Annotated in this window: 19 protein-coding genes and 1 riboswitch; of the genes, 14 read left to right on the top strand and 5 right to left on the bottom strand. The window is 69.6% G+C overall.

Annotated elements, in window-relative coordinates:
* Nucleotides 1-426: a DUF1850 domain-containing protein gene (locus tag VES41_RS22300; RefSeq protein ID WP_324821608.1), complete on the top strand. Its 426-nt coding sequence runs from the start codon at nucleotides 1-3 to the stop codon at nucleotides 424-426.
* Here VES41_RS22300 and VES41_RS22305 read toward each other — a convergent pair.
* A complete protein-coding gene (locus tag VES41_RS22305; protein WP_324821610.1) occupies nucleotides 415-1584 on the bottom strand; it encodes an HPP family protein in 1170 nt (389 codons plus the stop codon). The genes VES41_RS22300 and VES41_RS22305 overlap by 12 nt on opposite strands.
* A gap of 233 nt (nucleotides 1585-1817) precedes the next feature.
* On the opposite strand from VES41_RS22305, the gene VES41_RS22310 reads away from it, so the two are divergent.
* The 9 genes from VES41_RS22310 to VES41_RS22350 all read left to right on the top strand — a co-directional run bounded on the left by VES41_RS22310 (nucleotide 1818) and on the right by VES41_RS22350 (nucleotide 11594).
* The gene (locus VES41_RS22310) at nucleotides 1818-3617 is read left to right on the top strand and encodes a nitrite/sulfite reductase (protein WP_324821612.1); all 1800 of its coding nucleotides are present in this window, start codon (nucleotides 1818-1820) and stop codon (nucleotides 3615-3617) included.
* Nucleotides 3614-4009: a DUF934 domain-containing protein gene (locus tag VES41_RS22315; protein ID WP_324821614.1), complete on the top strand. Its 396-nt coding sequence runs from the start codon at nucleotides 3614-3616 to the stop codon at nucleotides 4007-4009. Before VES41_RS22310 ends, VES41_RS22315 begins: the two co-directional genes overlap by 4 nt.
* A gap of 247 nt (nucleotides 4010-4256) precedes the next feature.
* Nucleotides 4257-5021 (top strand): phosphoadenylyl-sulfate reductase, encoded by a 765-nt coding sequence (locus tag VES41_RS22320; RefSeq protein WP_324821616.1) that lies wholly within the window; start codon nucleotides 4257-4259, stop codon nucleotides 5019-5021.
* Between the two features lie 89 nt (nucleotides 5022-5110).
* Nucleotides 5111-6070 (top strand): sulfate adenylyltransferase subunit CysD, encoded by a 960-nt coding sequence (cysD, locus tag VES41_RS22325; RefSeq protein ID WP_324821787.1) that lies wholly within the window; start codon nucleotides 5111-5113, stop codon nucleotides 6068-6070.
* A 130-nt stretch (nucleotides 6071-6200) separates the two neighbouring features.
* Nucleotides 6201-7520, top strand: a complete 1320-nt coding sequence (locus tag VES41_RS22330) for a sulfate adenylyltransferase subunit 1 (protein WP_324821618.1) — start codon at nucleotides 6201-6203, stop codon at nucleotides 7518-7520.
* A gap of 55 nt (nucleotides 7521-7575) precedes the next feature.
* Complete coding sequence (gene fdxA / locus VES41_RS22335; RefSeq protein ID WP_324821620.1) at nucleotides 7576-7905, top strand: ferredoxin FdxA; 330 nt, start codon at nucleotides 7576-7578, stop codon at nucleotides 7903-7905.
* A 5-nt stretch (nucleotides 7906-7910) separates the two neighbouring features.
* Nucleotides 7911-8933, top strand: coding sequence for an NAD(P)/FAD-dependent oxidoreductase (locus VES41_RS22340; RefSeq protein WP_324821622.1), 1023 nt, complete (start codon nucleotides 7911-7913; stop codon nucleotides 8931-8933).
* Nucleotides 8934-8979: 46 nt separating this feature from the next.
* The gene (locus tag VES41_RS22345) at nucleotides 8980-10023 is read left to right on the top strand and encodes a VWA domain-containing protein (RefSeq protein ID WP_324821624.1); all 1044 of its coding nucleotides are present in this window, start codon (nucleotides 8980-8982) and stop codon (nucleotides 10021-10023) included.
* Nucleotides 10024-10115: 92 nt separating this feature from the next.
* A riboswitch (TPP riboswitch) is annotated at nucleotides 10116-10220 on the top strand.
* A gap of 51 nt (nucleotides 10221-10271) precedes the next feature.
* On the top strand, nucleotides 10272-11594 hold the full coding sequence (locus VES41_RS22350) for a purine-cytosine permease family protein (protein WP_324821626.1): 1323 nt from the start codon (nucleotides 10272-10274) through the stop codon (nucleotides 11592-11594).
* On the opposite strand, the gene thiD is transcribed toward VES41_RS22350, so the two are convergent.
* Nucleotides 11536-12402, bottom strand: coding sequence for a bifunctional hydroxymethylpyrimidine kinase/phosphomethylpyrimidine kinase (gene thiD / locus VES41_RS22355; RefSeq protein WP_324821628.1), 867 nt, complete (start codon nucleotides 12400-12402; stop codon nucleotides 11536-11538). The two genes, VES41_RS22350 and thiD, sit on opposite strands and share 59 nt — an antisense overlap.
* A gap of 61 nt (nucleotides 12403-12463) precedes the next feature.
* On the opposite strand from thiD, the gene VES41_RS22360 reads away from it, so the two are divergent.
* Genes VES41_RS22360 through thiE form a run of 4 tightly spaced genes read left to right on the top strand, consistent with a single transcriptional unit; the run spans nucleotide 12464 to nucleotide 15566 of the window.
* On the top strand, nucleotides 12464-13612 hold the full coding sequence (locus VES41_RS22360; RefSeq protein WP_324821630.1) for an FAD-dependent oxidoreductase: 1149 nt from the start codon (nucleotides 12464-12466) through the stop codon (nucleotides 13610-13612).
* The gene (gene thiS / locus VES41_RS22365) at nucleotides 13609-13806 is read left to right on the top strand and encodes a sulfur carrier protein ThiS (protein ID WP_324821632.1); all 198 of its coding nucleotides are present in this window, start codon (nucleotides 13609-13611) and stop codon (nucleotides 13804-13806) included. Before VES41_RS22360 ends, thiS begins: the two co-directional genes overlap by 4 nt.
* A 7-nt stretch (nucleotides 13807-13813) precedes the next feature.
* Nucleotides 13814-14638, top strand: coding sequence for a thiazole synthase (locus VES41_RS22370; RefSeq protein ID WP_324821634.1), 825 nt, complete (start codon nucleotides 13814-13816; stop codon nucleotides 14636-14638).
* Nucleotides 14631-15566: a thiamine phosphate synthase gene (gene thiE / locus VES41_RS22375; RefSeq protein ID WP_324821636.1), complete on the top strand. Its 936-nt coding sequence runs from the start codon at nucleotides 14631-14633 to the stop codon at nucleotides 15564-15566. Before VES41_RS22370 ends, thiE begins: the two co-directional genes overlap by 8 nt.
* Before the next feature lie 24 nt (nucleotides 15567-15590).
* Here the strand turns inward: thiE and VES41_RS22380 are convergent, their stop codons facing one another.
* The 3 genes from VES41_RS22380 to VES41_RS22390 all read right to left on the bottom strand — a co-directional run bounded on the left by VES41_RS22380 (nucleotide 15591) and on the right by VES41_RS22390 (nucleotide 18195).
* Entirely contained in the window at nucleotides 15591-15836 is a 246-nt protein-coding gene (locus tag VES41_RS22380; RefSeq protein WP_324821638.1) for a hypothetical protein, read from the bottom strand.
* A gap of 55 nt (nucleotides 15837-15891) precedes the next feature.
* Nucleotides 15892-17049, bottom strand: coding sequence for an ABC transporter substrate-binding protein (locus tag VES41_RS22385; RefSeq protein WP_324821640.1), 1158 nt, complete (start codon nucleotides 17047-17049; stop codon nucleotides 15892-15894).
* Nucleotides 17050-17265: 216 nt separating this feature from the next.
* Nucleotides 17266-18195: a DUF72 domain-containing protein gene (locus VES41_RS22390; RefSeq protein ID WP_324821642.1), complete on the bottom strand. Its 930-nt coding sequence runs from the start codon at nucleotides 18193-18195 to the stop codon at nucleotides 17266-17268.
* Between the last annotated feature and the right edge of the window lie 6 nt (nucleotides 18196-18201).

The following is an 18201-nucleotide window of genomic DNA, read 5'->3' on the forward strand; positions in this document are numbered from 1 at the left end:
ATGGCGATGGCCACCGTCGCCGCCCTGTGCCTGGCCGCAGGGGCATTCAGCGCACGCATCCCGGTGCAGCACTTCACGCTGCGCTGGACGCACTCGATCGAAAAGATCGAATGGGACGAGGACTATGTCGTGGCAGGCCGCTGGCTGATGATCAGCGGCGCACGCATCCGCGGCTCGGGCGCCGGCATGGAGCCGCCACCCGACGCGCGGCTCGACCACGGCGTCTGGCACTACACCCTGCCCGACCCGTGGCGCCGCGAGGTGGTGCTCGCCCGCTCGGAATTCGTGCCCGACTACCAGTTGTGCCTTGCCGGCCGCTGCGAGAGCCTGGACCGCTGGATACCCATTCGCGCGGGAGCGACCGTGCTGCGCGCCTGCGACACGGGCGGCAACGGCGCCGCGCCCGGCGGGCGATCAGGCGGATGAGCCCTGCGCGGCCATGGCGTCGCGTTCGGCCTTGAACACCGCCGCCACCAGGTCCGATTGCGTCAGCACGCCGACAAGGCGCTGATCCTCATCGACGATCGGAAGGTGATGGTGACCGGTGCTGCCGAACAGCGGAACCAGTTCGAACAGCGGCCGGTCGGCCCGCGCCACGCGCACGCGGCGCGTCATGATCTGGCCGACCACGTCCGGCTTGTTCGAGTGCACCGTGCGGCTCCAGCGGATCAGTTCCTTCAGGCGCGATTCGAAGCCGTCATGCACATCCAGGTCGGCGGCCTTGAGGAAGTCGGCCAGCGTCACGATGCCGACGATCCGCCCGGCGCGGTCGATGACCGGCAGGGCCTTGACGCGATGGCGCCTGAGCAGCGACCAGGCATCCTGCAGCGACGTGCCGAAGCCCACCGTCACCAGGTTGCGAGACATCACGTCCTGGCAGCGCGTTTCGGCCAGCATGCGGTGATAGCCCGCCAGACGCGTCTCGCCCAGCAGCGCCAGCAGGTCGTCGCGCGGCACGTCCAGCACCTGGTTGTAGTGCGCCAGCACGGCGTCCAGGTCGGCTTCGGTGGCCGTGCGGGCGGCCGACGGCGCCGCTCCCTGCGCATGTGGGTAGCGGCGGCCGGTGGCGCTGTTCCAGGCAATGCCGACGGCCACCAGCAACGCAGTGTTGAGCAGCACCGGCGACAGCGCCACATGTGGATCGGTGACACCGCCGAGCACCATCATCAGCGCGCTGGCGCCGCCGGGCGGGTGCAGGCACCGCAGGGAGAACATGACGGCGATGGCAAGGCCCACGGCGACGCCGGCCGCCAGGTCGACCGGCGCGATCCAGTTGGCGCACGCGACACCGACCAGCGCCGACAGGGTGTTGCCGCCGATGACCGACCAGGGTTGCGCCAGCGGACTGGCGGGTACCCCGAACACCAGCACGGCGCTCGCGCCCATCGGCGCGACGATCCATGTGGTCAGCGTGCCCAGGCCGGCGTTGTGGCAGACCGCCGCCGTGATGCCGATGCCGAGCAGCGCGCCGAGCGCTGCGCGCAGACGCTCCTTTCCGTCCACGGCCAGCTGGGCGGGGCGAAACGCGCGCAGCCAGGTCAGCCAGCGTGAACCGGTCGAGGAAGCGGAGATCGATGAGGCCATGGCAACTGCGGCAAGGGCAAAGGGGCGCCATTGTCGCAGCGCACCAGGATGGGGCGCCTTGCCCGCGGTCAAGTTCGCGGCGGTACGCCTTGCAGGCCTCTTATGCCGGAGCCGAATTAGCTAATGCGCATAAGGCGCGAACCAAAATGTAGTTGGGCAGCATGAGGCTGGCGACTAAAGTCGCAGGTCGCTCAAGAGGCGGCGGCATGCATTGCCACGCCGAAACACACACGATGTATCAGTACACAGACTTCGATCGCCAGTTCGTGCGGCAGCGCGCCGCGCAGTATCGCGACCAGCTCGGCCGCTGGCAGCAGGGCAAGATCTCCGAGGACGAGTTCAAGCCGCTGCGCCTGCAGAACGGCTGGTACGTGCAGCGCTATGCGCCCATGCTGCGGGTGGCGGTGCCCTACGGCGAGATCTCCAGCGCCCAGTTGCGCGTGCTGGCCAGGATCGCGCGCGAGTACGACGAGCCCGAGGCCGCCGTCTACCGGCAAGCCCTGGAAACGCAGGGCGCCCTGGGGTCGGCCAAGCTGCCCACGCACTACGCCCACTTCACCACGCGCCAGAACGTCCAGTACAACTGGATTCCGCTGGCGCGGTCCGCGGACGTGATGGACCTGCTCGCCTCGGTCGACATGCACGGCATCCAGACCAGCGGCAACTGCATCCGCAACATCACCAGCGACGAGCGCGCCGGGGTGGCCGAGGACGAGGTGGCCGACCCGCGCCCGTTCGCCGAGATCATGCGCCAGTGGAGCACGCTGCACCCCGAGTTCGCCTTCCTGCCGCGCAAGTTCAAGATCGCCATCACCGGTGCCGCCGAGGACCGCGCCGCCACCGGCTGGCACGACGTCGGCCTGCGGCTGCGCAAGAACGACGCCGGCGAGCTGGGCTTCCAGGTGCGCGTGGGCGGCGGCATGGGCCGCACCCCGATCATCGGCACCGTGCTGCGCGAGTTCCTGCCGTGGAACCAGATCCTCAACTACCTCGAGGCAGTCGTTCGCGTATACAACCGCTACGGCCGGCGCGACAACATCTACAAGGCCCGCATCAAGATATTGGTGAAGGCCGAAGGCCAGGTCTATATCGACGACGTCGAGGCCGAATACAAGCAGATCCTGGAACACGACGCCGGCCCGCACACCATCACCCAGGCCGAGTTCGACCGCGTGTGCGCGTCCTTCGTGCCACCGGCCCTTGCCGAACGCGTCTACCAGGACGCGCAGCGGACCGAGGCCGAACTGCGCGCCCAGGCCGAGGAAGACCGCTTCTTCGCCCGCTGGCTGCAGCGCAACGTGGCAGGCCACAAGAACCCGCTGCTGCGCGCCGTGACGCTGTCGTTCAAGCGCCGCCTGCAGGCGCCGGGCGATGCCACCGCCGACCAGCTCGACATCGCGGCACAACTGGCCGACCGCTTCTCGGCCGGCGAGGCCCGCGTGACGCACGACCAGAACCTGCTGCTGCCGTGGGTGCATGCCGAAGACCTGCACGCCTTGTGGCTGGCAGCGCGCGAAGCCGGCTTCGCCAGCAGCAACGTCCAGCTGCTGACCGACATGATCGCCTGCCCGGGCGGCGACTTCTGCTCGCTGGCCAACGCGCGCTCGATCCCGATTGCCGAGGCGATCACCGAGCGCTACCAGGACCTCGACGAGCTCGACGACATCGGCGAGATCGACCTGCACATCAGCGGCTGCATCAACTCGTGCGGTCACCACCACAGCGGCCACATCGGCATCCTCGGCGTCGACAAGGACGGCAAGGAGTGGTACCAGGTCACGCTCGGCGGCTCGGACGGTTCCGACCTGTCGGGCCCTGCGGGTGCCGGCAAGGTCGTCGGCCCGTCCTTCTCGGCGGTCGAGGTGCCGGGCGTCATCGAGGCGCTGCTGGCCACCTACCGCGACACGCGCACCTCGGCCGAGGGCCGGCGCGAGAATTTCATCGACACCCTGCGCCGCGTCGGCCACGAGCCGTTCAAGACGGCCGCCAATGCAGCGCGCATCAAGGCCGAGGAAGAGGAGGCCCTGGCATGAACCGAACCCTGCGCATCCTGTCGACCGAAGAGCATGTGGACGATGGCGAACCGAACGTCCTGCAGCTGGCCAACGACGCCGATCCGCTGGCCATCGAGGTATGCCTGGCGGACGTCGATCGCATCGACCTTGTCTTTCCGAAGTTCAGCGACGGCCGTGCCTACAGCCAGGCCTTCCTGTTGCGGCGCCGACTGGGTTTTGCCGGCGACATCCGTGCCACGGGCGACGTACTGATCGACCAGCTGGTGCAGATGCAGCGCACCGGCTTTTCCAGCGCGGTGCTCCGCGAAGGCGTCGACGTGAGCGACGCGCAGCGCCAGTTCGACCGCTTCGGCAGCTACTACCAGGGCGACGCGGTCACCACCGCGCCACTGTTCGCGCGCGCCGCCTGAGCGCGCATCGCGACCCACCGCAACCCCTCGTCGCGCACACACGCCGGCGTCGCCTTCATCGGGCGTCGCCGGCTTTTTTTCGCGCCCGTGTTCCAGCATGCGCATATGCGCGGACCGCATGTGCATATGCGCATATGTCGCGAAGAAAAAGATAGTTTGGATTCATAAGCACGCCCCCTAAAGTGCATGGCTTGCAAGGGGCGCCGCAACGTACGGCGCCTCGCACTCACCGCACCCACGACTGCTCATGAACGCCATCACGCTGCATGCCCATGCATCCCCCGACTTCGCGGACAAGCTCGCCGAAAGCGTCGCCCTGCTCCAGCAGGCCGCGCGCGAGTTCCAGCCGATGACCCAGGCGTCGAGCCTGGGCGCCGAAGACATGGTGGTCACCGACCTGATCCAGCAGCACGCCGTTCCGTCGGCCATCTTCGTGCTCGACACCGGCAAGCTGCATGCGCAGACGCTGGCATTGCTCGAGCGCATCCGCCTGCACTATGGCCGCCAGGTCGAGGTCTACAAGCCCGATGCGGACGCCGCTGACGAATTCGTCGCCACCAACGGCGAAGATGCCATGTACCGGAGCCTGGCGCTTCGCAAGGCCTGCTGCCACATCCGCAAGATGGTGCCGCTGGAAAAGGCGCTTGCCGGCAAACGTGCCTGGATCACCGGCTTGCGCCGCGAGCAATCCGGCGCGCGCGCCGACGTGCCCTTCATCGAGCCTGGCGAGCGCGCCAAGATCAATCCGCTGGCCCGCTGGACCTGGGGCGACGTGTGGCACTACATCGCCACGCGCGACGTGCCCTACAACCCGCTGCACGACCAGTTCTATCCCAGCATCGGCTGCGAGCCCTGCACGCGCGCCGTGACGCTGGGCGAGGACTTCCGCTCCGGCCGCTGGTGGTGGGAGCAGGAGAGCGCCAAGGAATGCGGCCTGCACGTCGACCACGGCGACGGTGCGGCGGTGTCCGTCCTGCCGCAGCGGCGCGTCGTTCCCATCGCCGCGGCCTGATCCGCTTGCCGAACTCTCAATTGCAAGGCCGACCCATGCTCGCATCCTTTGCCGAAGCCAACCCGAACGACACCCTCAACCAAGCGCCCATGAACGCCCGCACCGACGACCTGTATCTTCGCGAGCCCGCCGCCCACGCCGGCCTGACCCGCCTGTCCAATGCCCACCTGGACGCGCTGGAGGAAGAAGCCATCTTCGTGCTGCGCGAAGTCGCCGCCGCCTTCGAGCGCCCGGCACTGCTCTTCTCCGGCGGCAAGGATTCGCTGGTGCTGCTCAAGTGCGCCGAGAAAGCCTTCGGCGCCGGCCGCCTGCCCTACCCGCTGCTGATGATCGACACCGGCCACAACTTCCCGGAGGTGACCGCGTTCCGCGACCAGCGTGCGCGCGAGCTGGGCGCGGAGCTGATCGTGCGCAGCGTCGAAGACTCCATGAAGCGCGGCACCGTGCGCCTGGCGCATCCGGGCGAGTCGCGCAATACGCACCAGTCGGTGACGCTGCTCGAGGCGATCGAGGAATTCCGCTTCGACGCGCTGATCGGCGGGGCCCGACGCGACGAGGAGAAGGCACGCGCCAAGGAGCGCATCTTCTCGCACCGCGACAGCTTCGGCCAATGGCAGCCCAAGGACCAGCGGCCCGAGTTGTGGACCCTGTTCAACACGCGCCATGCGCCGGGCGAGCATTTCCGTGTGTTCCCCATCTCCAACTGGACCGAGCTCGACGTGTGGCAATACATCGCGCGCGAACATGTCGCGCTGCCTTCGCTCTACTACAGCCACAAGCGCGCCGTGGTCGAGCGGCGCGGGCTGCTGGTCCCCGTGACCGACCTGACGCCGCCGCGTGACGGCGAGCAGATCGAACAGCGCGACGTGCGATTCCGCACCGTCGGCGACATCACCTGCACCTGCCCGGTCGAGAGCCTGGCCGGCAATGCCGGCGAGGTGGTGATCGAGACCCTGGCGGCCGAGGTCAGCGAGCGCGGCGCCACACGCATGGACGACAAGACGTCCGAGGCCTCGATGGAAAAGCGCAAGAAGGACGGGTACTTCTAGCCCACCCCCAGTCAAGGGGGCACACCCGACGGCCCGGCGAAGCCGGTTCCGTGGGTGTTCCCGACGGGGCTTCGCTCCCCAGCCGGACTCCTCGACCACGACGACGCAGACTTACTTGAACGAACAGACCATGAACACCCTCGCTGCCCCCGCGCAACAAGCCACCGACGGCGACACCGGCACTGCCCTGCGCTTCATCACCTGCGGCAGCGTCGACGATGGCAAGAGCACGCTGATCGGCCGCCTGCTGGTGGACAGCAAGGCGGTGCTGCAAGACCAATTGGCCGGCGTGCAGCGTGGCGGCTCGGCCGACCTGGCGCTACTGACCGACGGCCTGTCGGCCGAGCGCGAACAAGGCATCACCATCGATGTCGCCTACCGCTACTTCTCGACCGCCAGGCGCAAGTTCATCATCGGCGACGCACCCGGCCACGAGCAGTACACCCGCAACATGGTGACCGCCGCCTCGAGCGCCGACGCCGCCGTGGTGCTGGTCGACGCCACCAAGCTGCCCTGGGCCAGCGAGCCGCCCGCCGACGCACGGCCGGGCGCGCTGCTGCCTCAGACCCGCCGCCACGCCCTGCTGGCGCATCTGCTGCGCGTTCAATCGATCGTCTTCGCGGTCAACAAGCTCGATGCCGTGCAGGACCCTGCCGGCGCGTTCGAACGCATCGGCGCGGCGCTGCAAGCCTTTGCCGGTGCCGCCGGCGTGCAGGTTGCCGCCATCGTGCCGGTTTCGGCGCTCGAAGGCTGGAACGTGGCCGAGCGCCGCGACGGCTGGTGCGGCTACCAGGGCCCGACGCTGCTGGAGCTGCTCGAGTCGCTGCCGGTCACCGCCCCCGACGACGCCGTGCCCTTCGCTTTCCCGGTGCAGTGGGTCGAGAAGTTCTCGTCGTCCGCCGACACCTCGCGCGGCCGCCGCGTGTTCTGGGGCCGCGTGGCCAGCGGCCAGGTCTTGCCCGGCCAGGCCGTCGAGATCCTGCCGGGCGGCCAGACCGCCACCGTGGCGCAGGTGCTCGACCATGCCCGCACCCCGCGCAACGTCGGTGCCGGCCGCAGCGCCGGCATCGTGCTCGACCGCGAGGTGGACGTCTCGCGCGGCGACTGGCTGCTGGCGCCCGGCGCCGTGCAGCCGGCCAGCGAGTTGCACGCCACCATTGCCTGGCTGGACGACGAGCCGCTGGTCGCCGGCCGCGTCTACTGGGCGCTGCAGGGCCACCGCTGGGTCAAGGCCAAGGTCCAGCGCGTGACGAGCCGGCTGGACATCGGCACCCTGGCGGCAGAGCCGGCTGAGCGCCTCGAGGCCAACGCCATCGGCGAGGTCGTGCTGGCGCTGCAGCAGCCCCTGGCCGTGCTGCCGTTCGCGCAATCGCGCAGCCTCGGCGCCCTGGTACTGGTCGATACCGCAACCCACCGCACCGCCGGCGCCGTCCTGGCGCGGGCAGGCTGATCCCCATGAACGTACAATTGAGGGTTTCCCGAACGAACCCCACTGTCGAAGTCCAATGACACACGTCGTCTCCGAATCGTGCATCCGCTGCAAGTACACCGACTGCGTCGACGTCTGCCCGGTGGACTGCTTCCGTGAAGGCCCGAACATGCTCGTCATCGACCCCGACGAGTGCATCGACTGCGCGGTCTGCATCCCCGAGTGCCCCGTCAACGCGATCTACGCGGAAGAAGACCTGCCGGCCGACCAGCTCGCCTTCATCAAGCTCAATGCCGAGCTGGCCCAGGCCGACGGCTGGAAGAGCATCACCAAGCGCAAGCCCGCCCTGCCCGACGCAGAAGAGTGGAAAGACAAGACCGGCAAGGTCTCCGAACTGATCCGCTGAGCCCCATGAACACCCCGCCGATCGAGTGCGACGCGCTGGTGATCGGCGCGGGCCCGGTCGGCCTGTTCCAGGTGTTCCAGCTCGGCCTGCTGGAAATCGGCTGCCACGTCGTCGACGCACTGCCTTTCGCAGGCGGCCAATGCGTCCAGCTGTACGGCAGCAAGCCCATCTACGACATTCCCGGCACGCCGGTGACCACCGGCATCGGCCTGGTGGAGTCGCTGCTGCGGCAGGTCGAGCCTTTCTCGCCCCGATTCCATTTCGACCAGCAGGTGGCAACCTTGGCCCGCCATTCCGATGGCCGGTTTCTGCTCGGCACTTCGCGCGGCGCGCAATTCCTCGCCCGGACCGTCTTCATCGCCGCTGGCGTGGGTGCCTTCGTACCCAAGCGCCTCGCCGTGCCGGGGCTGGAGGCTTTCGAGGGCAGCCGGCTTTTCTACCACCCGGAATCGCTGGACCGGTTCGCCGGCCAGTCGGTCGTGGTGCAAGGCGGCGACGACGATGCGCTGCAGGCCGCGCTGGCCCTGGTCGGCCAGGCAGGCGACGTCACGCTGCTGCACCGGCGCGACGTATTCCAGGCCGATGAAGAAGTGCAGGCGCGGGTGCGCGAATGCATCGCGCAGGGACAGATCCGACTCGTCGTCGGCCAGCCGCAGGCGTTCGACGGCCGCCAGGTCACCGTGACGACGCCCGACGGCTCGCCACGCACGATCGACACGCAGGCCTGGCTTGCCTACCCCGGCATTTCCCCGCGCCTGGGATTCATTGCCGACTGGGGCCTGCAGCTGGCGAAGAAACAGGTGCCGGTGGACACCGAGAAATTCCAGACCTCGGAGCCGGGCGTGTTCGCCGTCGGCGACATCAACACCTATCCGGGCAAGAAGAAACTGATCGTCTGCGGCTTCCACGAGGCCACGCTGGCCGCCTGGGCGGCCACCGCCGTCGTGTTCCCGGACAAGGCGATTGCGCTGCAGTACACGACGACCAGCACGCGCCTTCACGAGCTGCTGGGCGTGACCCACACCTGAAGCCGCAGCCCAGGCACAAGCGCGCGACTCCACGAAAAGGCTCGCGATGCACTTCCTCCGGACTCAGTATCTCTGGCTGTTGCCCATCCTGGTGCTGCTGCCGCTGCTGTACGCGTGGCTGCTGCGGCGCAGGAACAGGCGCGCCCTGGCCTACAGCAACCTGGCGACGGCGCGCGCCGCGCAGTCGGGCCGCCAATGGCGCCGGCACCTGCCGCCCGCGCTCCTCCTGGTCGCGCTCGCGGGCCTGCTGGTGGCGGCCGCCGGTCCGGTCGCGCGGGTGTCGCTGCCCTGGGCGCGCACGTCCATCATCCTGGCCATGGACGTGTCGTTGAGCATGGCCGTGAACGACATCCAGCCCACGCGCATGATCGCTTCGCAGGATGCCGCCAGGCAGTTCCTGCGCGAGCTGCCGCGCGACATCGAGGTCGGCCTCGTCACCTTCGCCGGCAGCAGCCACGTGGCGCGGCAGCCCACGCTCGACCGCGATCAACTGCAGCAGACCATCGACGGATTCCGCATGCAGATGGGCACGGCGGTGGGCGATGCCATCGTGCTGAGCCTCGCGACGCTTTTCCCGGACCAGGCGATCGACCTTGGCGACATGGGCCTGGCCGGCGGCAAGCCGCCGTCGGGCGGCGGCCTCGAGAACAAGGGAAAGACGCCGCCGAGGGAATTCAAGCCCGTGGCGCCGGGGTCGAACAACAGCGCCGCCATCATCCTGCTCAGCGACGGCAGGCGCACCACGGGGGTCGATACCCTCGCCGCCGCCAAGTTGGCGGCCGACCGCGGCGTGCGCATCCACGTCGTGGGGCTCGGCACGGTGGACGGCGTGTCATCGGCGCCCGAAGGCATGGCCATCTACCTGCAGCTCGACGAACCCACCTTGCGCGAAGTCGCGCGCATGACCGGCGGCCAATACCACCACGCGGGCACGGCCGACAAGCTGCGCAGCGTGTACAGCAACCTCGGCTCACGCATGGAAGTCGTGACGCGCGAGACCGAGTTGTCCGCCCTGCTGGCCCTGGGCGCCTTCGTCGTTGCGCTCGCCGCGGCCGCGCTGTCGGTCCTGTGGTTCGGGCGCGCTGCCTGAAACGCGCCGGGCGCCGCGGGCCGAGCCCCCGCCGGCACCGGGTGAACCGGAACACGCATCGCGCAGCCGCTCGGCCGGCGGGCGTAAAATCGGCCCTTCGCTAGGGGTGCCGGTCCGGTCTTGCCGGGCTGGCTGAGAAAAAACCCTTTGAACCTGATTGAGGTCATCCTCGCGCAGGGAAGCCGGCATCCCGCCAATTCGCGTGGGCGCCTTGCCCACCTGCCAAACAATTGCATCGAGGCAACTGAATGGCACTGACGAATCCCTCCCCCGCCAACGAGGCGCTCACGCCGCTGGCCGACGACGCCCGCGTGTTCCGCTGGAACGACCATCTTTCGCTGTGGTTCAGCCTGGGCGTCGGCCTGCTGGTGATGCAGATCGGCGCCTACCTGGTGCCGGCCGTGGGCACGCGGGATGCGGCCATCGCCATCGTGCTGGGCTCATGCGTCGGCGCCGGCCTGCTCGCCTGGACCGCGCACATCGGCTGCCGGAGCGGCTTGTCGAGCGCGGGGCTGATGCACCGCACGTACGGCAGCGCATTCGCGCGCCTGCCGGTCATTCTCAACATCGTTCAATTGGTCGGCTGGACCACCTTCGAACTCGTGGTGATGCGCGAAGGCACGCAGGCGATCGGCCAGCAGGCCTTCGGCATCGCCGCAGACGGTCCGCTGGGCCTGCTGCTGACCACCGCCATCTGGGGCGCGGTGCTGCTGGCCCTGCTGTCCGGCACGATGGTCGGGCTGGTGCGTCGCTTCGTGAGCCGCTTCGGCCTGCCGCTGGTGGTGGTGTCGCTGCTGTGGCTCACCTGGCAATTCGCGGCGCAGGCGCATGCCAAGGGCCTGGACGCCTTCTGGTCGCGCCCGGGCGACGGCTCGATGGGCCTGTTCGGCGCACTCGACCTGGTCATCGCCATGCCGGTGTCCTGGCTGCCCCTTGTGGCGGACTATGCACGCCACGGCAAGCGCGGCCCCGGCGGCGGTGCCTTCGGCGGCACGTGGTTGGGCTATGCCATCGCCAACATCTGGTGCTACGGCCTGGGCGTGCTGGTGGTGAGCGTGGCCGAACCGGGCACCTCGCTGGTCACCGCGCTTCTGCTGGCCCAGGGCGGGCTGGTGGCCCTGGGCCTTATCCTCATCGATGAACTGGACAACGCCTACGGCGACGTCTACTCCGGCTCGGTCAGCGCGCACAGCCTGCGCCCGCGCTGGAGCGTGCGGCGCTGGGGCTTCGTCATCGCGGCGATCTGCATCGCGCTGGCGCTGGTGCTGCCGATGCACAGCCTCGAGCCGTTCCTGCTGATGCTCAGCTCGGTATTCGTGCCCCTGTACGGCGTCATCCTTGGGCGCCTGGGCACCGGCCCGGACGGGCTGCGCGGTGCGCAGCGGCGCGTCGACTGGAGCGCCGCCCTCATCTGGATCGCCGGCATTGCCGCCTACCACGCCTGCGGGGCGTGGGCGCCGCAATGGGGCTCGGCACTGCCGGCCCTGGCGCTGACCTTCGTGCTCGCCTGGCTCAGCCGCCGGTCGCCAGCGCAAGGCGGTGCATCGGCACTGGCGCAAACCCGTGGTTGAGCGGGCCATGGCCCTGTCCGACCTTCACCTGCGCACCGGCCTCCATGGCCGCGACGACGTAGGCGCGGGCCCGGGTCACGGCCTCGGCCAGCGGCGCGCCCAGCGCCAGGTGCGCGGCGATGGCGGACGACAGCGTGCAACCCGTGCCGTGCAGGTTGCGGCTGCGGATACGCGCCGATGCCAGGCGCAGCCGCGTACCGTCGCGGGTGGCCAGCAGGTCCACCACCTCCTGGCCGGGGAGATGCCCCCCTTTGAGCAGCACGCCGCCCGCGCCCATGGCGAGCAGCTGCTGGGCCGCGCCTTCCAGGGCCTCGGCGTTCTCGATCGGGTGCCCGATCAGCAAGGCCGCCTCGTCCAGGTTGGGCGTGATCACGACTGCCCGGCCGAACAGTTCGCGCACCAGCACGCCGACGGTCTGCTCGGCAATCAGGCGGTCGCCGCTGGTGGCAACCATCACCGGGTCGAGCACGACGTTGGGCAGCCGGTAGTGGTCGATGGCCCAGGCCACCACTTCGACCACTTCGGGCGCGTGCAGCATGCCCAGCTTGACGGCGTCGACGCCGATGTCTTCCACCACCGCCTGGATCTGCGCCTTGAGGAACTGCGGCGGCACGCCGTGGATGTCGGTCACGCCCAGCGTGTTCTGCGCCGTCAGGGCGGTGATCGCGCTCATGCCGTAGCAGCCCAGCGCGGCAAAGGTCTTCAGGTCGGCCTGGATGCCGGCGCCGCCGCCGCTGTCGGACCCTGCAATGGTCAGGACCCGGGCGTAGCGAGCGCTCTGCGGCGCGTCGGTGTGTGTGCTGCTCATGCGCAAAATTATCGGTCACGGCCGGACAGGCCCCGCGTCGATGGCCGCCATCGTTGAATCCATGACTTCCCTCTCCTTGCCCTTCGACTCGGCCGCCATCCTCGGCGGCGGCCTCATGGGCCGCCTGCTGGCGCTGGCGCTGGCGCAGTCCGGCTGCCGGGTCGACCTGTACGAAGCCGGCAGCGCCGATGCCGAGGGCGCCGCCGCGCGCGTGGCCGCCGCCATGCTGGCGCCGCTGGCCGAATCCGCGGTGGCACCGGCGCCGTTGGTGCGCATGGGCCAGCATGCGCTGGACCGCTGGCCGCAGTTGCTGGCGGAGCTGGCCGAGCCGGTCTTCTTCCAGCGCGAAGGCACGCTGGTCCTGTGGCACCGGCAGGACGCCGCCGAAGCACAGCGCCTGGCCCGCGTGTTGGAATCGACCGTGCGCGCCGTGCCCGAACTGCCGGCCATGCGGGCGGTGGACAGCGCCGGCATCGCCGCGCTGGAGCCCTCGCTCGGCCAGCGTTTCGCGCGCGGCCTTTTCCTGCCGGGCGAAGGCCAGCTCGACAACCGCGCCCTGCTGGCCGCGCTCCATGCAACCTTGCGGGCCCACCCGCGCGTGCGGCTGCACTGGCAGTCGCCGCGCGACCCGGACGACTTCTCGCCCGGAAGCGCCGGCCAGCCCGACCGGGTGCTGGACTGCCGCGGACTCGGCGCCAAGCCGCAGTGGCGGTCCTTGCGCGGCGTGCGCGGCGAGGTGATCCGCGTGCACGCCCCGGAAGTCGGACTGCGCCGGCCGACACGCCTGGTGCATCCGCGCTACCCGCTGTACATCGCCCCGAAGCCGGACAACGTGTTCGTCATCGGCGCGACCGAGATCGAGTCGGAAGACCGCTCGCCGGCCAGCGTGCGCTCCACGCTGGAGCTGCTCAGTGCCGCCTACGCGGTGCACAGCGGCTTCGCCGAGGCGCGCATCCTGGAGATCGCCACGCAGTGCCGGCCGACGCTGGCCGACAACCTGCCCGGCATACGCCAGCCACGGCCCGGCGTGCTGCAGGTCAATGGCCTGTACCGGCACGGCTTCATGATCGCGCCGGCCATGCTCGACGTCGCGCTGCAACTGCTGCAGGACGGACATTCCCCGCTGGCCGAACGCTTCGGCCTGCCCGCGCTGGCACGGCTGAGCAAGGGCACCGCCCCGGAGGCCGCAGAACACGGCATCACCCCATGAAAGTCCTGATCAACGACATCGAACACGACCTGGCCGAGCCGGCATGCCTGACCGATGCGCTGGCCGCAGTCGAGGCCACCCCACCGTTCGCGGTGGCGATCAACCGCGAGTTCGTGCCACGTTCGCAGTACGCCGGGCGCATGCTGCAGGCCGACGACCGCATCGAAGTGATCCGTCCGGTGACGGGCGGCTAGGAATCCCATGAACTCCACAGCCTCCAACCCGCAGGACGACGCCCTCGTCCTGTACGGCCAGCATTTCGACAGCCGGCTGCTGCTGGGCACCGCCCGCTATCCGTCGCCGGACGTCATGGAAGCCGCCGTGCGGCGCGCACGGCCGGCGATGCTGACCGCGTCGCTGCGCCGCCAGACGGCCGGCCCCGGTACGCCGGGCACCGACAACGGCTTCTGGGACATGCTGGGCCAGCTCAAGGTGCCGGTGTTGCCCAACACCGCCGGCTGCCACAGCATCGACGAAGTGGTCGCCACCGCGCAGATGGCGCGCGAGCTGTTCGACACGCCGTGGATCAAGCTCGAGCTGATCGGCGACGACTACACCCTGCAGCCGGACACGCTGCAACTGGTGCAGGCCGCCGAGCGCCTGATTCGCGACGGCTTCCAGGTGCTGCCCTATTGCACCGAGGACCTGGTCCTGTGCCAGCGCCTGGTCGACGTCGGCTGCCAGGCCGTCATGCCGTGGGCGGCGCCCATCGGCACCGGCCGCGGCCCCGTCAACCCCTACGCCATGCGGCTGCTGCGCGAGCGCCTGAGCGTGCCGCTGCTGGTCGATGCCGGGCTGGGCCTGCCATCGCACGCCTGCCAGGTGATGGAATGGGGCTACGACGGCGTGCTGCTCAACACTGCCGTGGCCCTGGCGCAGGACCCGGTCGCCATGGCCGGCGCTTTCGCCGACGCGGTGGCTGCCGGCCGTGCCGCGTGGCGTGCCGGCGCCATGGCCCCGCAGGAATCCGCACAGCCCAGCACACCGGTGCTGGGCACCCCTTTCTGGCATCACGGCAATGACTGAACCCCTACACGACATCGAACGCATGGCGCAGACCATCGTCGCCGCGCACGGCGCGCGCTTCGGCCTGGCCGACACGACCGCGGCGCCGGTCTCGGCCGACGGCGGCGCAGTGTGCCGCGCGGCCCGGGCGGCCTGCCTGCAACTGGGCTTCATCGAGATCGATGCGCAATGCCTGGCCGACGCCTGGCAGGCGCAGAGCGACCGGCTCGGCCGCTTCGACGCCACCCTGTGGCCGTCCGTGCCGGCGGATTTCGGCATGCAGGCGATGGCGCCGGCCGAACGGCCGGACGCGTTCCCGCCGTGCCCGCGCCAGTTGCGCCTGTACGCCGTGCTGCCCGACGCGCAATGGACCGGGCGATGCGCCCGCGCCGGCGTGCCGACCGTGCAGTTGCGCTTCAAGTCCGACGACGCGGCGGCCATCGCGCGCGAGGTGCGCGCGGCGGTGGACGCGGTTCGCGGCACCGGCGCCCTGCTCTTCATCAACGACCACTGGCGCGCAGCCATCGATGCCGGCGCCTATGGCGTGCACCTGGGCCAGGAAGACCTCGACGCCCTCACGCCGGCGGAACTGTCGCAGCTTCGCGCCGCCGGCCTGCGCCTGGGCATCAGCACGCACGGCTATGCCGAGATGGTGCGTGCCGATGCCGTCGGCCCGAGCTACCTGGCGATGGGCGCCGTCTTTCCGACCACGCTCAAGCGAATGCCGACCGCCCCGCAGGGACTTGCGCGCCTGGATGCCTATGCCCGGCTCACGCGGGCCTATCCGCAGGTCGCCATCGGCGGCATCGATGCCGAGCGCCTGCCGGCCGTACTGGCCACGGGCGTCGGCTCGGTGGCCGTGGTGCGGGCGATCGTCGCGGCGCAAGACCCGGAGGCGGCCTGCCGCCAACTCGGCGCGGTGGTGGACGCGGCCATCGGCGGCCGCTGAAGCCGGTGCGAGGCGGGCGGCGCGTCAGGCGCCGCGCCGCATCGACAGCATCTGCGGGAACCGCTCGAGCATCTGCCGACCCAGCGACGTGATCGCCATCACCAGCGCCGGCGGCTGCTGGTAGCCCGTGAGCGTGCGCACGGGCGGCGGGATCTCGGCCCGCACGTGGCCGGCCATCTTGAGAATGCGAAGCCCGTCGACATCCGACCCCTCGGTCAGCGCCACGGGCAACTCCACCGTCGAGAGCTTCTGCAGAAGAGACAGCGACATGGGACTTGGGATGAAGCTGCGGCGCAACGCGCCGCGGGCCAGCGCCGGCTGGGGACTAGCTGAGGATACGGCCGCTCGAGCCGATCACCGCCACATCAACGAACTGATTGCCTTCGCGGTTGACGCGGCCGAAGCCGATCTTGACGCCGCCCAGGTCATAGCCTTCGATGCCGGCCAGCGCAGCGATCAACGCGGCGCGCGAGGCCCCCGGACCGGCCCGGCGCAGGCCCTCGACCAGCACCTGCGCGTTCATGTAGCCTTCGAGGCTGGGCAGCGAGTAGTCCTTGCTGCCGCTGGCCTGCATGTCGGCCTGGTAGCGGCGGACCACCTCGAAGCGCGTCGCGTTGGGCGACGGCACCACGATGGCAAAGCCGATACCGCGCGCCGCATCGCCCAGCGGCGTCAGCGAACTGGCCATGATCGACAGGCCATAGACCGTGCTGTTGCCACCGGCCTTGCGCAGCGCCTGGATGAAGGCAGGCGCGGTACCGGCCAGGCCGGTGATGACCACCTGCGGCTCGGCCTTGGCGATGGCGGCGGCGGCGGGACCGACTTCCATGCTGATCGTGCTCGGCGTGGTGGCGATCACCACCGGCTCGAGCTTGTGCGCCGACAGCGATGCCTTGCAGGCCTCGAGCACCGAATTGCCCAGCGGGTCCTTGGAATGGACGATGCCGATGCGGTTGATGCCCAGCACCGCCGCGGTGGCGATCAGCTTCTCGACTTCCTGGTCGTAGTTGGCCCGCACCCAGAAGGTGTTGGGCGCGTTCTTCTTGCGCAGGGCCACGGTGCCGGTGTTGGGACCGACCACGGCCATGCCGGGCACGGCGTCCATGATCTCGGCCGTCTGGCGCGTGCCCAGCGGATGGAGCATGGCCAGCACGGAAGCGTCGGCGGCGAACTCCAGCGCGTTGGCCTTGGCCGTCTCCGGCTTGAACTTGTCGTCGGCCATGACGAGCTCGATCTTCTGGCCGTTGATGCCGCCCGCCTTGTTGATGGCGTTGATGCACGCGCTGGAGCCGGCGAACAGCCCCTGGCCATTGGCCTTCTCCACGCCGCTGTTGTCGAAGCTGGCGCCGATGCGGATCGGCTTGCTCTGCGCGAACACGGGCGCGCCCAGCATGCTTGCCAGGGCAGCGCCACCGATCTGGGTCAGCACCTGGCGGCGGCTGCTGACAGGCTGACGTGGTGGGTTCGAGGCGCGTGCTGACATGGCGTTCGGTCTTCCGTCTTCAATCGAGCAGTGTGAGAGGGACACCACGCAGCCCGCGCCCGGGACGGGCTTCAGGCCAGCGGCGTGCGATCAACGGCGTTGCCTGGGCGGACCATTGACAACTGCGACCAAATGTAACGCAGCCGATACCAGGCGTTCGTGCTTTTTTTCGCGAACCGGCCGTCTATGCCACGCGAGTAATCCGTATGGATTACATCAACGTTGCTCGAGCGGCACGGACTGAGGCGGCGCCAGCAGGCGCATCATCGAAATGCCGTTGCGCTGGCCCTTGTCTTCGTCGCAATTGTTGAAGACCACGTGCGTGTTGCGCACCTTGTAGGCGAGCCGCACCACCTCGGCCGCCAGGTCGTGGAGCTCGGCGTCGCCGTAGTCGTAGTCGAAGCGCTCGGCCGCCGAACTGGCCCCGCGCACGTTGTAGGTGCCCGCGTTGCGCCCGTGCAGGCGCACCAGCGCGAAGTCCGGGTGCGTCGCCTCGGCCAGCATCGGCACACTGTTGGCGAAGCCCTGCGGTCCGTCGACGACCGTGTGCACCGCGTTCAGGCTGCGCACGAAAGCCAGCGTGTCGGCCGCACCGGCGCCGTCGAACCACGATGCGTGCCGGAATTCGATGCTGCAGGTGCGGCCCGCCATGCGCTCCATGCAGTGCGCCACGTGCGCCATGCCTTCGCGGTTGCGCTGCAGCCACGGCGGGAACTGGAAGTGCACCAACCCGAGCTTGCCGCCGGCAACGAGCGGCGCGAGCGCTTCATGGAATCGCTGCCACAACGCATCGACGATGTCCCCGGGCATGTCGCGGTAGTAGAGCTGCCGCGGCGGCGCGCCCAAGCGCGCGCCCAGCGCCTGTTGCAGGTCCTTGTGCAGGACCTGCGGCTGTGTCTGGTGACCGGTGAAAAGCCGGAACGCCTTGACGTTGAAGACGAAAGTGTCCGGCGTGCGCTCGACCCAGGCCTGCGCCGTGGCCGGCGCCGGGATGGCGTAGTAGCTGGCATCGACCTCCACCATGGGAAAGATCGACGCGTAGTAGCGCAGGCGCGCCTCGGGGGTGCGCGCCTGCTTCGGGTAGAACCGGCCGCAGTCGATCAGCGTCTTGTCGGTCCAGGAGGCCGTGCCGACCAGGATGCTCATGCGCAG

Origin of the sequence: Variovorax sp. (assembly GCF_035634955.1) — a bacterium.
Classification (GTDB): domain Bacteria; phylum Pseudomonadota; class Gammaproteobacteria; order Burkholderiales; family Burkholderiaceae_C; genus Variovorax.